This window comes from Lyngbya sp. CCY1209, assembly GCF_035615495.1.
Classification (GTDB): domain Bacteria; phylum Cyanobacteriota; class Cyanobacteriia; order Cyanobacteriales; family Microcoleaceae; genus Limnospira.
This window is the reverse complement of sequence record NZ_JAJENU010000497.1, coordinates 33,866-48,685: the sequence shown is the minus strand read 5'-3', so window position 1 is coordinate 48,685 and position 14,820 is coordinate 33,866. Positions and strand designations below refer to the sequence as shown.

The following is a 14,820-nucleotide window of genomic DNA, read 5'->3' as shown; positions in this document are numbered from 1 at the left end:
AGGGGGGAGAATTGGGGGGAGAATTGGGGGGAGAATTGGGGGGAGAATTGGGGGGAGAAAGTGTTACAATTGGGGTGCGATCGCGCCTTGGGATTCACTGACGATATATTTTTCAGCAATGCCGAAAATTATTCAATCATTCTTATGGACTGCCGTCGGACGTTTGACGAGTGTCGGCTTGATCTCCACAATTTATATCCTGTCCGGATCGCGTGTTGCGGACTCGCAAGCGGCGGAATCCAAACAATTTTTATGGGAAGTTGAAACGCCCCAAAATCAGGTTTATCTGTTGGGTTCGATTCACGTCTTGAGTCAAAATGATTATCCCCTCCCGCCGATGATGGAGACGGCTTTTGAGGAAGCGGAAAAGGTGGTATTTGAATTGGACTTGAATGAACTGGAAAGCCTGGAAACGCAGTCGGTGATGTTGGAAAAGGCGACACCGCCGGGAGGACAAACGCTGCGGGATTTAGTCCAGCCGGAAACCTATCAAGTCGTCGAAAATACGATGAACGATCTGGGATTTCCGATCCAGATTTTTAGCAATTTTGAACCCTGGTTCGTCTCCGTTTCTCTGGTGGCGTTGCAACTGCAAAGGCTCGGTTTCGATCCCCAATACGGGGTCGATCGCTACTTTTTTGAAAAGGCGATCGCGGATCAAAAACAAATCCTCACGTTGGAAACGGTGGAAGAACAACTCAGTTTATTCGACGAACTTCCCCCGGAAGAACAGGACAAACTGCTGCGGCAGACTCTCGAAGAAATTGACACCTTGGAAACCTCATTTCAAGATATGCTGGTCGCTTGGAAAACGGGAGATACGCAAACTCTCGAGAATTTGATTCTGACTGGATTTCAAGATTATCCGGTTTTGGAGGATAAAATATTCCGCGATCGCAATCAAAAATGGATGGCGAAGATCGACGGATTTTTGGGAGATGACGAAGACTATTTGATCGTCGTCGGTGCGGGGCATTTGGTGGGAGAAGAGGGATTGGTCGAAATGTTGCGCGATCGGGGTTATTCTGTCGAACAGCATTAGAATAAAAATCAAAAAATATGGTATTTATTGATATAAGCAAGCTTTTGATGGCGCAAGCCTTGCGCCCCTACAGAGGTTTTTTCTCGATTTAGATTATGTTTTTATGTCCGGTTTGTAGTTTTGAGTATTCGGATCGGAATCCCCCGGAAAATTGTCAGGTTTGTGGCTGGGATTTGACGGATGGCAAGTCTGAAATTGATAAAAAGCGGTTGGAATGGGCGCAGGAAACATGGCGAAAACTTCAGGATCTACAAAGTAAAGTATCAAATAAACCGAAGAAAAAAAGGGTCACAGTCGCCGATTTATTGCCGAAAATACAAAATATAGAATCGGAATTGGAAGCGTCAAAAATCGAACGGGAAAACCTCCAAAATCAGTTGGAATGGGTTCTGTATTATCTGGAAACAATCAACCCGGAACGGCTGACGGAGACTGTCTCGCGACTGGATGGATGGTTGGAACGGACGGAAACTGAAAATCCGCCTTTATCTGAGGTGGGGATGGATTATACGCCGTTGATGGAATTGTTGGCGGCGGGGGATTGGAAGGCGGCGGACGAGTACACTTGGCAGATTTTATTATATGTGATGGGGCGGGAAGGTGAGGGCTGGCTGACGGGGGAAGATATCGGACAGTTTCCCGCAACAGATCTTCGCACGATCGCCTATTATTGGGAGTATTACAGTGGCGGATTATTCGGGTTGAAAATGCAGCGGGAAATTTGGGAGAGCGCGGATCGAGATTACGGACAATTTTGCGATCGCGTCGGGTGGCGGGATGGAGACAATTGGAAATATTACGAAGAATTGCAGTTCAATTTGAATGCGCCCCCCGGACACCTTCCGGTTTTTGCTTGGCGACGGCGGGCGTGTTATGGTGTGGGAACTGGAACGGCGGCGGAGGGTTTATCATTGTGGATGAATTTAACTGTTGTTGTTGCGCTTTAGCGCATTGATGGGGCTAAAGCCCAACAACGAACTTGAGTAATTGTGAGGGAAGAATCAACAATGAGTGTGTTAGTTTTTGGCAGTATCAATATGGATTTGGTGGCGCAAACGCCGCGACTTCCTCAGCCGGGAGAAACCCTTCAGGGCTACAATTTTATCACGATCGCGGGGGGAAAGGGCGCCAATCAAGCCGTGGCGGCGGCGCGGTTGGGGGCGACAACCCACATGGTGGGGCGAGTCGGGGGCGATACGTTCGCCGATCGCCTTTTGGAAGGGTTGCGGGCGAATTCGGTGGGTTGCGAGGGCGTTTTGCGTGATAATAGCACCCATTCCGGCGTCGCGACGATCGCGGTTGACAATAGCGGGGAAAATCAAATTATCATCATTCCGGGGGCGAACGGTTGCGTCAGTCCCGAAGATGTTGATCGCCTGAAACCTTTATTTTCGGGGGCGACATCCCTGTTATTACAACTCGAAATTCCCTGGGAAGCTGTCGAAGTTGCCGTCCGCGCCGCCGAGGCTGCGGGAGTCCGCGTCATCCTCGATCCCGCCCCGGTTCCGGATCGTTTTCCCGACAAACTTTATCCGCTTATCGAGATCATCACCCCCAATGAAGTGGAAGCCAGCCAACTGGTGGGATTTTCGGTTAATGATGCGGAAACAGCCGAAAAAGCGGCGACGTTTTTATTAGATCGGGGGGTGAAAGCTGCGGTGATTAAATTGGGTGCCAAGGGCGTATTTTGGGCGACAAAATCAGAATCCTTTTTTGTCCCCGCCTTTGCAGTGAAAGCGGTGGATACCGTGGCGGCGGGAGATGCGTTTAACGGGGGGATGGCGGCGGCTTTGGACGAAGGGCGATCGCTGCGGGAGGCGATTTTGTGGGGGGCGGCGACGGGGGCGTTATCTACCACAAAAGTTGGGGCGCAATCTTCGCTTCCCGATCGCCAAACGTTGGAAGCGGTTCTCACGGCTACGGAGAATTAGGAGGTTGAGTCCGCAGATTACGCAGATTACACAGATTTAAGGACCATTAATTTGTGGTAATTTTGACTGATTTTTATGATGATTATTGCAGTTCCAAAAGGCGATCGTGGACGATGCCCCGCCAAACTTGGATGATGGGTTCTGCGACCAAACGTTTCTCGTCGCGACGTTCCGGAAACAGTTGATAAAATTCGGTGTCGGCGCGATCGAATAGCGTTGAAGTGCTGATGTCGAGTTCGTTGGCTTCTTCGATCCAACGGTTGAGATCCCGTTGGGTGTAAGTTCCCAGTCCTCGCCGAGATTCGTCGCTGAGGGTTTCCAGACGATTTAAGACTTGATTTGCTGTTTCATCCCACCGCTTTCGCCAGGGGCGATCGGCTGGATCTGGCGTCAGCAGTCGTCCCCTTTGTTCGGGATAGCGGTAGTAAAATTCCTCGTTCACTAGGTCGATAAAAAAGTTGTAATCCAGTCCCAATTCCCGACGGCGATCGCGCAAAATTTCCTGTCGTTTGGGTTCGGATAGTTTTCCAAAATCATCGCTATTTTGAGGTGAGTTAGACAGGCGATCAGCCCAATAATTTCCGACAACCCATCCCACACTTCCCATCACCAAAACTGATGTCGAAACCCAAATAATCGTACCCAAACGGAACGACAATTTGAAGGGTTTTAATTGTTTCTGGGTTTGCTGCTGACTCTGGTTTTTAGTCGGGGTGGGATTTGCCGTCGTCAACTCCGGGGGCGGTAGCGTCGGAGAGGGACTGGAGTATTCTGAAGTATCATTTAAAGCTTGTAGAACTTGACGGGCGGAAGGGTAGCGATCGCGGGGTTGATGCGCCAACATTCGACTCAGAATCCGGTTTAATTTGGAACTCAAACTGACATCTTTTTGCCAATTCCAAGTTAAGTTATAACTGTCAATAAGCTGCTGGGGTTCTTTCCCCGTCAACAACACCAACGCCGTCGCTGCCAACCCGTATAAATCGCTGTGGGGATAGACAATTCCCATCTGCATTTGTTCATCCGGCGCGTAACCCAACTTACCCAACCGAGTTGCTGGGCTTCCGTGAACATTTCGAGGTGAAAATTGCGACTCCACCTGCGCTTTGATCTGTTTGACTCCGCCAAAATCGATCAAAACGGGCAACCCGTCCGATTCCCGCCGAATCATATTGTCTGGAGAAATATCGCGGTGAATGACTCCGAGGGAATGAATGTATTCTAAAACCGGAAGTAGGTCGATTAAAAGTCGGATAATTTCTGCCTCTGTGAAACATTTTCCTTCTCGAAGTCGCTGTTTGAGTAAGTCCCGGTACGTCGAGCCGGCGACATAATCTTGCACCACGAAAAGATAGCCGCGATCGCCGATTTTTTCCCGAAACAGTTCTTGAAATTTGGGGATTTGGGGGTGTCGGAGTTGATACAGAATTTGCGCTTCCCGTTCAAACAATTCCTGGGATTTTTGCAATCCGTAACTGCCTTGAACCTGGGGGGCGAATTCTTTCAACACGCACAATTCGTCAAATCGATTTTTATCTTTCGCCAAATAGGTGCGTCCGAATCCGCCATGACCGAGTTCGCGGACGATGAGATAGTGATTTCTGAGAATTTGACCGGGGGGAATTGCAGTATTCATCATTTGGGGAAATTTAGGCGATCGGCGATAGCATACCCGTCGCACCGGGATAAAATTCAAACCAATTGAATCGTTACAGATCTCGCACCTTAAATATATTAAAGCGCAGACGGGTCAATCCCTAACTCTCGCAACCGTTCGGCTAGGCGATCGGCCCGCTGTCGTTCCTGTTCGGCCCGCTGGGATTCCTGTTCGGCCCGCTGCCGTTCCCGTTCGGCTTGCTGTTGAGCCGCCTCTTCCGGCAACGGAACCAAATTGCCCTCGGGGTCGTAAAATCGCAACCAGTGGCAGGTTCCGGTCATCGGTTCGCGGTCGATCGCACCCTCCCAAGTTCCCAGCCACAACCCCAACGTTTCGCACCACAGCCAGCCGCGATCGTTGGGAGACAGGGGTTGGTAGCCTTGGGTTAAATCCAGACGCCAACCCGCCAAAGAATCGGGATCGAAGGGGTCGAAAATAAAATAATCCGGGGTTTTGAAAGTCTGTTCGTAGAGGTCTTTTTTTACACCTCGATCGACAGATGCCGTACTCGGAGAAAGCAGCTCGATAATGACGTCGGGATAGCGTCCGCCTTCCTCCCAAATCACCCAACCTTGGCGTTCGCGATCGCCTTCAACTCCCAAAACGGCGAAAAAATCGGGACCCCGAAAGTCGCGGTTCATCGCCTGGTGGCGACTGTAATAGACGAACATATTGCCGCCGACAAAACTATCGGGACGGGGCAGGAGGGCCTGCTGTGCGGAACGGATCAGCACGTTCATGGCGATGCGGTGGCGGTTACTTTCCAAGGGTTCTCCGTCATCAAAGATTAAATCCGTGGGGGGGGATGGGTGCTCCCAATCTGACGGCGCGATGGGTTCGCGATCGCCGATCGCCTGCGGGTTAGTTGCGGTTTCTTGAGTCATGATCGAACCTCCGCCAGTTTTAGCTAATTTTAGCAGAAATCCAATCCGGAGTGTCAAACTTTTTGACGACTCACTTCTCAATCTTAATTTTGATCAGTGGTTCGACCGGGTGGGGTCGATTTTCTCAATCAATATGATACAATTAAATGAAATATTATTCGATATCTATCCGTGAAAAATGACACGATATTTTATCGCCTCTTTCAATCCTTCCCGGGAATTTTCTTTGAATTGATCGATCGCCCCCCGGGAGAAGCCAACCAGTATCAATTTGCATCGGTCGAGGTCAAACAACTGGCGTTCCGCATTGACGGGGTATTTCTTCCCAATTCGGACGCTCCCGACCCACCGATTTATTTTGGTGAGGTACAATTTCAACCCGACTCCAAATTTTATTCTCGCTTTTTCACCGAAATTTTCTTATACTTAGATAAAAGCGATCGCGCCAACGATTGGCGAGGGGTGGTCATTTTTCCGAACCGCAGCGTCGATACCGGCGACACCCGACGCTATCGGGAACTTCTCAACCCGCAGCGGGTATCCCGGATTTACCTCGATGAACTCGAATCCCCCGCTTCCATCGGCTTGGAAACGGTGGAATTGATCGTCGCCTCGGAGGAACGGGCGATCACCAAAGCCAGAGATTTGCTCCGCCGCATTCCCCAGGAAATAACCGGTGGGCGATCGCAGCGAGAACTATTACAATTGATCGAAAGCATTTTGATGTACAAATTACCCCGCCTCAGTCGGGAGGAGATTGAAGCCATGTTCAGCCTCAGCGATTTGAAACAAACCCGAGTCTATCAGGAAGCCTTGGAAGAAGGGCGCACGGAAGGTCGCACGGAAGGACGAGAAGAAGGGCGCACGGAAGGGCGAATTTTGGGTAAGTTAGAATCCATTCCCCGACTGTTGGAATTGGGGTTGACGGTGGAACAGATCGCCACGGCTTTGGATTTGGAAGTCGAACAGGTGAGGGCGGCGCTCGACGATCGCTAAAAAAATTTGACGGCATCGGCAGTCTTTTCGTACAATCACGATATTGTTGAAGGGTTCAACTGACCGATGGCGCGATCGCTTCTCCTCAATCCAACAGCCGCAAACAAGCCGGAAAAAACGCTGACTGCCATTACTCCCAGTCGGCAAGCTGCCCGACGCCTGGGCGTGCCTCACAGACCCCTGGATCGGATTGCAATTTCGGTTTTGAGTCGCCATCAGATTGCGATCGCGCCTCCCCTGACCGGCGATCGCATCTGGCGAAAAATTGTGGCTGAAAATCTGACGACCAATGACCCAGAAGGGACGGCGAGGACGCTGATACCTTCCCGTCAAATGTTACTGCGATCGGGAGTTGATTTGCAAGAGTTGATCGGCTATGATTCGCCACGGATCAGAGAACTGGCGGAACTCACCCGTCGCTATGAAGAGGAATTGAAAGAACGGGGATATATCGATCGCGCCCAACTGTTTTGGTGGGCGGCTTCGTACCGTCCGAAACCCGCAGATCTATTCATTTACGGCTATTTCCAACCGCAGCCGGATCAAGTGAAGTTTATCGATGCCGTTGCCGGAGAAAATAGCGTCTGGGTTTTGCCTTCCGGGGACGCGGATTTTATGGCGAAGAATCAGCAGGCGATCGCCACCTTACAGGACAGCGGTTGGATCGTCGATGCGGGGGAAATTTCCGAACATTTGACCTTGGGAGAACGACTGCAAAGCTGTTTTTTGGAAAAGGATAAAATTTCCCATTCTATTCAATTTCATGTTTATCCAAATTTAGAAGCAGAAATTCGTGGCGTTCTCGCCCAAGTCAAAGATTTAATTCAACGGGGAACGTCGGCTCGGGAAATTGCGATCGCCACCCGGGACGAACGCACTTATGGGCCTTTATTGTTGGATATCGCTTGGGAGTACAATTTGCCCTTGCGAATCTTCTATCAAATCCCCTTGCGAGATACGCAAATTGGGGCGTGGATGGAATTGTTATTAGAAGTCGTCCAAAACAATTTCCCCTTTGAACAAACGGCTAAGTTACTCCGCCATCCGTTGGCGCGACAGCTCACCCCAAATTTGTGGGCGAAAGCGCGACAAACTCGACCCAATAATTTGGACGATTGGCAGCAGTTGGGGCTGGATTTATCGGTGTTGGAATTTCCAGAATCTGACACCAGGGGAAATTGGATCGAGCGAATTCAAATGATTTTAAAAAAATTTGAAATCCGAAAAAATGCTGGTGTTTGGAGTCGGGAAATTGTCGCCTATTCAAAATTAGATCAATCCCTGGTGGAACTCTCGCGACCGGAAGGCGATCGCATCTCCAAACCGGCATTTTGTCGGGAAATACTGGAAATCATGACATTGTTGACCGCTCCCATCCAACCGGGACGAGGTGGGGTGGAAGTTCACACGCCTTTTTCCCTGCAAGGGGCGAGTTACGAACAGGTTTTTCTGCTGGGATTTGCGGAGGGAATGCTACCCGCACTCATCGAAAATGACCCAGTTTTGGACTTTTACGATCGCCAGCAGATTTCACGGCGAGGTGTTCCCCTGGAAACGGCGGTGGATGTCGCCCGAAGCGAAGCCCTCTCTTTTTACGAATTGCTCAGAATTCCCACGAAATCTCTGACATTTTCTTATCCTTCACAACAGCAAAAAGCGTCCCTGATTCCCAGTTCCTACGCCACCCGTTTGGGGCTGACGGCAACCCCCCCAGATAGCCTTCCCCTGGCGAGTCTTGAGGAAGCCAGACGTTATTATTTGCAACAGCCGGAAAGATTACCTTCGGATGATGCGATCGCACCCCAGGCCATTCGAGCTTGGCAGATCGAAGAACGGCGGGAAAGTTCCGAAATTCCGGACGAGTATGATGGCGTTATCGGAATTCCAACTGACCCCCAAAAACGCACGTTTAGCGCCTCTCAATTGACCGCGATCGGTCAATGTCCCTTCAAGTGGTTCGCCAACTATCTGTTACACTTGAAAGATCTGCCGGAAGCTGAGGCGGAACTGAGTCCGAGTTTGAGAGGGCGGTTGTATCACCGTTGTTTGGAATTGCTGTTGAAAGAGATTAAAAATAGGGCGGATTTAATGCGCCTGGGACGAGAGGAAATAGAGGCGACTTTTGGGGAAGCCGAACAGGATATCGAAGTCCCCAATTTGACCAATTGGGAGGGCAGGCGTTTGGAACATTTGGAGATGTTAGAATTGAATTTGAGGGCGGAGAGTTTCTTGCCAGAGAATGCGGAAATTTTGCAATTGGAAACTTCATTCCAAGCCGACTGGTACGGTTTAAAAGTTCGGGGAGTTGTCGATCGCATCGATCGCACCCCGGAAGGTTTGGTCCTGTTGGACTACAAAACCAGCGGCAGTGTTCCCCCAGGCATTAAAGATGAGTCGGGGCGGGCCAAAATTGACCTGCAACTGGCACTCTACGAAAATGCGATCGCTCAAAATTTTGAAAATGAAAAAATATTAGAATCTCAATTCTATTCTCTCACAAAACAAAAGTATTTGTCCAAGTCAAAACCCGATCCGGAGACGTTGGAAGCATTTGCCGAAAAGGTGAAACGGCATTTAGAGACGGGTTCTTATCCCGTCGATCCCGATATCGAACAGAAAGCCTGTCAATACTGCGAGTTTGATGCCGTTTGCCGGAAGGGAACCCGCCTCAGTCGCAAGCGATCGCCGATGGAAAAACAGGAACAATAAATCATAAAACCATCCTTTTTAATTATACCATAAAACACGAAATCATGAGTTTGACACCCTCCCAAGCCGCCGCCGCCAACGCCCCGAAAAGTGTCGTCGTAACGGCGGGGGCGGGAACCGGAAAAACCCATATGTTGGCGGAACGATACTTGTATTATTTGCGGGAACGGAAACTGTCGCCGCTGGAAATTGTCGCCGTCACCTTTACCGAAAAAGCCGCCACCGAACTGCGATCGCGGATTCGTTCTCGCGTCACTTCGGAACCCTCCTTGCACCGCGATATTCTCGCCGAATTGGAAGCCGCCCCCATCAGCACCATTCACGCTTTGGCGAGTCGAATTTGTCGCGAACATCCCCAAGCTGCCGGGGTGACGGCGGACTTCCGGGTTTTGGAAGATCTGGAAGGAAAACTTTGGCTGTCCGAGGGGTTGGAAGCGGCTTTGTCAAGGTTGCCGATCCAAGTTTTTGAGACAATTCCCTATTCTTTATTGTCCAAAATATTGGAAGCATTTTCGGACGATCCGTTGATGGCGGAACGGGCGTTAAATCGAGACTTGAACTGGTCGGAGTTTGCCGCAGAAGTGCGCGATCGCGAATTGGAAAAACTCACCCAAAATCCCATATGGGAAGAAGCGAAGGAAATCCTGACCGAAAATATTGGCAAATCCGGCGACAAATTGGAGGCGATCCGACAGGCGACGATCGCCGCCATGTTTGAACTCGAACGGGGCGAAAATATTCGAGAAAATCTCGAAGAACTGAAGAAAATTAATCTGAGAGTCGGCAGTAAAAAAAATTGGGGCGAAGAGGTTCTAGGTCAGGTCAAGGATGCTTTGAGAACCTTGCGAGAGGATTTGATAAAATCCGCCCTAAAACAGAATCTAATTACATTAGAAGTCGGAGAAGCCGATCGCCAATTGACGGAAATGCTGGCGGCGTTGAAAGAAAGCTATCGGGAGGTTAAGGATCACCTGCAACAGTTGAAATGGCAAAGCCGGGTTTTGACCTTTCCAGACCTCGAAATTGGGGCGTTAAATGCCTTGCAAGATCCGGAAGTCCAAACGTATTATCGAAAACGTTGGCAGGCGTTTCTCGTCGATGAATTTCAGGACACAAACCCCGTCCAGGGCGAACTGTTGGAAATCTTGACCGAAACGGCAGATTTGACAGTCGTTGGCGATCGCAAACAGTCAATTTACGGGTTTCGGCGGGCGGATATTCGCGTCTTTCAAACATTCCGCGATCGCATCCTCAAAAAACAAGGAACCGAAATCATTCTCGGCGAAAGTTTTCGCAGCCATCAAAGATTAATGCATCAAATTAATCGCGTCTTTTCTCCCCTGTTGGGAGACGGGCGACAGGACTTGAACGCCGCCCGAACCGAGACCCCATCGGAGAGGGAACCCTTGCAAGTTTTTGTCGTTCCAAAAATCCAAGAAACGAATAAAAATGATAGGCGAATGGTCGAAGGAAATTTTATCGCCACAACCTTAAAATCAATGCTGGAGAGTCAAACCCCAGTTTTTGACAAAGAGACGCGAAAACTGCGGCCGATTGAAGCCGGCGATATCGCCATTTTAACCCGAACCTGGGAACCCCTGGAAGTGTACGGAGAGGCTTTAGCCGCCGCCGGAATTCCCGTCGCCCCCGCCGGGGGTGGGAACCTGTTGGAAACCCGAGAAGCCAAGGATGCTTGGTCCCTGCTGCGGTTTTTGGCGGATACGGGGGATGACATCGCGTTGGTGGCGGTTTTGCGGAGTCCGTTTTTTGCCATCAGCGATCGCATCCTCCTCCAATTCAGCCTCGACAAATTGCAGAATAATTCCACACAAAATTCCGCAGAAAAGCTCAGTTGGTGGCAACATTTGACCGACGCTTCGCCGGGGCAATTTATACATTCAATCAACACTTTAAAAGAACTGCTAAAATATCGAGATATCGAGACACCCTCTCGCTTATTGCAAAGGGCCGATCGCCTCACCGGATACACCGCCGCGATCGCCAATTTACCGGGGTCGAACCGCCGCGAAGCGGACTGGAACGGCTTCCGAGAATTGGTCAGAACCTTGGAACGGGGAACCGACGATTTATTCGGCGTCGTCCGCCGTCTCAAACGCTTGGGAGACAAAAAGGTAAAAGTCGATCGCCCCCCCATCAGTAGCGAAAATGCCGTCGCATTGATGACCATTTTTGCCGCCAAAGGATTAGAATGGCCGGTCGTCGTCGTCTCGGACTTGACGCGGCAACCTCCAAACCGTTCGGCATCCGTTTATTTCGACCCGGAATATGGGGTCGCTATCAACTGTAAGGAAAATGAAGAAAACAACAAAAAACCGATTCTTTATCACTATTTACAGCATCTCGAAAAACGGCGGGAAGAAGACGAAGAATTGCGGATTCTCTACGTCGCATTGACCCGCAGTCGAGATTATTTATTGCTCACCGCTGCCGACGATAAAGGGGAAAGTTTAGAGCGGTTGCGGCGGGGTTTAGAAGTGGCAAATATCCCCATTCAAACCCTTGAAATTAACCCGAAAAATCTCATCCCGCCCGTCCCACCGAGTCCCCCGAATCCGTCGGAGAATCGACCCCTTTTAATTGGGGATATGGGTTCCGGTTTGTTTGAACTGCCCGTCACGGCTTTGGGAGAATACGATCGCTGTCCGAAGCAGTTTGAATTTAACTACGTTCTCGGGCATCCCGGCTTGTCGGAAGAGGCCAACCGGGGAATGGAAGTTGGCAAACTTGTCCATATCGCTTTAGACTGGGATATCCGAGATGTGGTAAAATTGCGTCATGTCGCCGGATCTTGGATCGATGACGAATTAATTTTTGAGGCAATTAACCTCGCCAAAGATTTCGATAATACGGAGGTCTTTCGGCAGTTTTGGGAAACGGAAAATCGTCGAGAAGTTGAGCTCAATTTGACCTGGGCTGGCATCAGATTTAACGGCAGAGCCGATCGCGTCGGGGACAATTGGGTGTTGGATTATAAAAGCGATCGCGACCTGAAACCCGAGCACCACCACCTGCAACTTTGGGCTTATTCGGAAGCTTTAAATGTACCCGAAGCCCACATCGCCTACTTGCGACACGGACAACTTTACAGTCTGTCTCCGGAAGTCTTAAAAACGACCGCCCAAAAAGCGGAAAGCATCGTCCGCCACATGGAGAAAGGAGACTATCCCGCCCAACCGTCTCCCCCCAAATGTCGGACTTGTCGCTATTCTGAAATCTGTGCAGATCGCTGGGATGAACAGAGCGAAGCAATGTAAAAAATTAACCTTTCAAATCTTTATAAATTGCCTTAAATTGTTTTTGCTGCTGCTTGTGATCGACGATCGCCTCCGGATAATCGCAGGATTCGCGATCGCGAGAGGAAATTTTCCCCGTCACCAGATCCGCCGTCTCCAAATTCCGCAACTCCGGCAGCCATTGGCGAATGTATTCCCCCTCCGGATCGTACTTTTGTGCCTGGGATGCCGGATTAAAAATTCGCAACGGTTTCGGGTCCATGCCGCTGGAGGCACTCCACTGCCACCCGCCGTTATTAGACGCCAAATCTCCGTCAATCAACTTTTGCATGAAATACTTTTCGCCCCACTGCCAATTGATCATCAAATCCTTAGTCAAAAAACTGGCGACAATCATCCGGCAGCGGTTGTGCATCCACGCCGTTTCATTCAACTGTCGCATCGCCGCATCCACGATCGGATAGCCGGTTTGACCCTCGCACCAGGCTTGAAAATGCTCTTGATTGTCACTCCAAGGAAAGCGATCGAAGGGTTCCCGATAGGGCCCGTTCGCCAGTTCCGGAAAGTGATATAATGCCTGCTGGTAAAACTCCCGCCAAGCGATTTCCTGCTGCCACGCCCGGATTTGACTTCGGGCTTCGTCGCTGCGGGTATTTTCCATTATTTCCACCGTTTTCGCCCACAGTGTGCGGATGCCGATCGCCCCGAATTTAATCGCCGCACTCAACTGAGATGTACCGTCCACGGCGGGAAAATTTCGCTGTTCGTCGTACTCGTAAATAGCGCGATCGCAAAAGTCCTCCAGGCGATCGCGGGCCGGTTCTTCCCCAGGTTCTAAAATCAACGGTTCTTCCCACACGAACCCCAAATCCTTCGCCGTCGGGAGTGCGATCGCCCCCGCTTGTTTCGCCGCCTCCTGCTGGCTGTCTGTCAGTCCCGTCACGTCCGCCAGCGTCTCGAAGGGGCGATCTTTTTTCTGCTGATTCCACTTCCGCCAATAGGGGGTGTAAACCTTGTAAGGTTCGTTAGAACTCGTGAAGATTTCTTCGGGAGAATGTAGCAGTTGATCCCAATAGGTTTCAACCTCAATTCCCGCGTCATTCAAGGCTTCGGCAACGGCGCGATCGCGGTCGATCGCGTAGGGTTCCACATCCCGACACCAATACACCGCCTTCGCCTCCAAAGCGGTTGCCAAGTTCCACCATCCCCGCACGGGTTCATCGTGCAGAATTAGCAGTTGACTCCCCGCTTCCCGATAGCGTTCTTGCAGCGATCGCAGGCAACCGATCAGGTAAGTCACCCGGGCTGGGGCGACATCATCCGCCTCCAAAATATTCGGGTCGAGGCAAAACACCCCCACGATCTGGGAACTGCGGCGGCGGGCTTCGGCCAGTCCCCGGTGGTCGGAAATTCGCAGGTCGCGACGGTGCCAAAATAGGATTAAATCGGACATTGAAATAATTGAGAATTGAGAATTGTTGATTTCAGAAACCGGGTTTCTCAAAGGATCTCGTATTCCCCCCTACTAGACCGTTTCGGCTAAAATGAGGCAAAATTCAAAACGGAGCATCGGGCATCTTGCCTGTAGATTCAGATCGGATCGCCTCATTTAAGATGAAACAGTCCACTACAATCTGAATAGAAACCCGGTTTCTTAGCTGTCTCCCGATTCCCGTCATAAAAACGGTTTTGCCAGGATAAAACTGGCGATGGATTTGGCGTCCAAAGGTTCACCGGCTTGGATCGCCATTTCCACCTCTTGGGGGGTCATCAATACCGTTTCGATATCTTCGTCGTCGTCTTGGGCCGGGGGGGTGTCGAGTTTTTCCAGATGTTCAGCCAAAAAGGCGTAGATGATTTCGTCGGAGTAGCCGGGGGCGAGGATAAATTGTCCCAACTTCCGCCACTGGCGGGCGCGGTAGCCGGTTTCTTCTTCAATTTCCCGTTTGACGGTATCGGCGGGATCTTCGCCGGCTTCCACGGTGCCCGCCGGAAATTCCAGGGTCCGCCCCTGCACCGCAAACCGATATTGTCTGACCAAAACCAATTGGCCCTCCGGGGTGACGGGGATGACCAGGGCGCCGCCGGGGTGGCGGACGCACTCCCAGTCCCCCTCGACGCCGTTGGGGAGGCGGAGGCGGTTGACGTCGAAGTTGAATTTGCGTCCCCGGTAAAAGAGACGCTGCTGGAGAATTTCGGGGGGTTCGGAACCGGGTCGCATGGAATTTTAGGGTTGAGTGTTAATTTAAGTCTCGATTTTTTGGATACCCAACGGACCGACCCAATCGGGCGCCATTTCCGCCGGGGAACCCAGACGAGAGTCCGCCCTCCCATCCGGAGGTGGGAA

The 14,820-nt window shown here is 50.8% G+C and carries 10 protein-coding genes; 6 read left to right on the top strand and 4 right to left on the bottom strand.

Annotated elements, in window-relative coordinates:
- Positions 1–118: 118 nt before the first annotated feature.
- The 3 genes from LKE08_RS15705 (at position 119) to rbsK (ending at position 2,973) form a co-directional block, all read left to right on the top strand.
- Positions 119–1,042, top strand: coding sequence for a TraB/GumN family protein (locus tag LKE08_RS15705; RefSeq protein ID WP_324705185.1), 924 nt, complete (start codon positions 119–121; stop codon positions 1,040–1,042).
- A 305-nt stretch (positions 1,043–1,347) separates the two neighbouring features.
- Positions 1,348–1,989: a GUN4 domain-containing protein gene (locus LKE08_RS15700; RefSeq protein WP_324705184.1), complete on the top strand. Its 642-nt coding sequence runs from the start codon at positions 1,348–1,350 to the stop codon at positions 1,987–1,989.
- Between the two features lie 60 nt (positions 1,990–2,049).
- Complete coding sequence (gene rbsK, locus LKE08_RS15695) at positions 2,050–2,973, top strand: ribokinase (protein ID WP_324705183.1); 924 nt, start codon at positions 2,050–2,052, stop codon at positions 2,971–2,973.
- Between the two features lie 82 nt (positions 2,974–3,055).
- Here rbsK and LKE08_RS15690 read toward each other — a convergent pair whose 3' ends face one another.
- Both LKE08_RS15690 and LKE08_RS15685 read right to left on the bottom strand, forming a co-directional pair.
- A complete protein-coding gene (locus LKE08_RS15690) occupies positions 3,056–4,612 on the bottom strand; it encodes a serine/threonine-protein kinase (RefSeq protein ID WP_324705182.1) in 1,557 nt (518 codons plus the stop codon).
- A gap of 95 nt (positions 4,613–4,707) precedes the next feature.
- Complete coding sequence (locus tag LKE08_RS15685) at positions 4,708–5,514, bottom strand: Uma2 family endonuclease (RefSeq protein ID WP_324705181.1); 807 nt, start codon at positions 5,512–5,514, stop codon at positions 4,708–4,710.
- A 171-nt stretch (positions 5,515–5,685) separates the two neighbouring features.
- Between LKE08_RS15685 and LKE08_RS15680 the strand changes: the two genes are divergently transcribed.
- The 3 genes from LKE08_RS15680 (at position 5,686) to LKE08_RS15670 (ending at position 12,494) form a co-directional block, all read left to right on the top strand.
- The gene (locus LKE08_RS15680) at positions 5,686–6,510 is read left to right on the top strand and encodes an Rpn family recombination-promoting nuclease/putative transposase (RefSeq protein WP_324705180.1); all 825 of its coding nucleotides are present in this window, start codon (positions 5,686–5,688) and stop codon (positions 6,508–6,510) included.
- Between the two features lie 66 nt (positions 6,511–6,576).
- The gene (locus tag LKE08_RS15675; RefSeq protein WP_324705179.1) at positions 6,577–9,219 is read left to right on the top strand and encodes a PD-(D/E)XK nuclease family protein; all 2,643 of its coding nucleotides are present in this window, start codon (positions 6,577–6,579) and stop codon (positions 9,217–9,219) included.
- A 44-nt stretch (positions 9,220–9,263) separates the two neighbouring features.
- Positions 9,264–12,494 carry a UvrD-helicase domain-containing protein gene (locus LKE08_RS15670; RefSeq protein ID WP_324705178.1) on the top strand — a complete coding sequence of 1,077 codons (3,231 nt, stop codon included), beginning with the start codon at positions 9,264–9,266 and terminating at the stop codon, positions 12,492–12,494.
- 4 nt (positions 12,495–12,498) lie between these two features.
- On the opposite strand, the gene LKE08_RS15665 is transcribed toward LKE08_RS15670, so the two are convergent.
- Positions 12,499–13,926 carry an FAD-binding domain-containing protein gene (locus LKE08_RS15665; RefSeq protein WP_324705177.1) on the bottom strand — a complete coding sequence of 476 codons (1,428 nt, stop codon included), beginning with the start codon at positions 13,924–13,926 and terminating at the stop codon, positions 12,499–12,501.
- Positions 13,927–14,148: 222 nt separating this feature from the next.
- Complete coding sequence (locus LKE08_RS15660) at positions 14,149–14,694, bottom strand: NUDIX hydrolase (RefSeq protein ID WP_324705176.1); 546 nt, start codon at positions 14,692–14,694, stop codon at positions 14,149–14,151.
- Positions 14,695–14,820 lie beyond the last annotated feature (126 nt).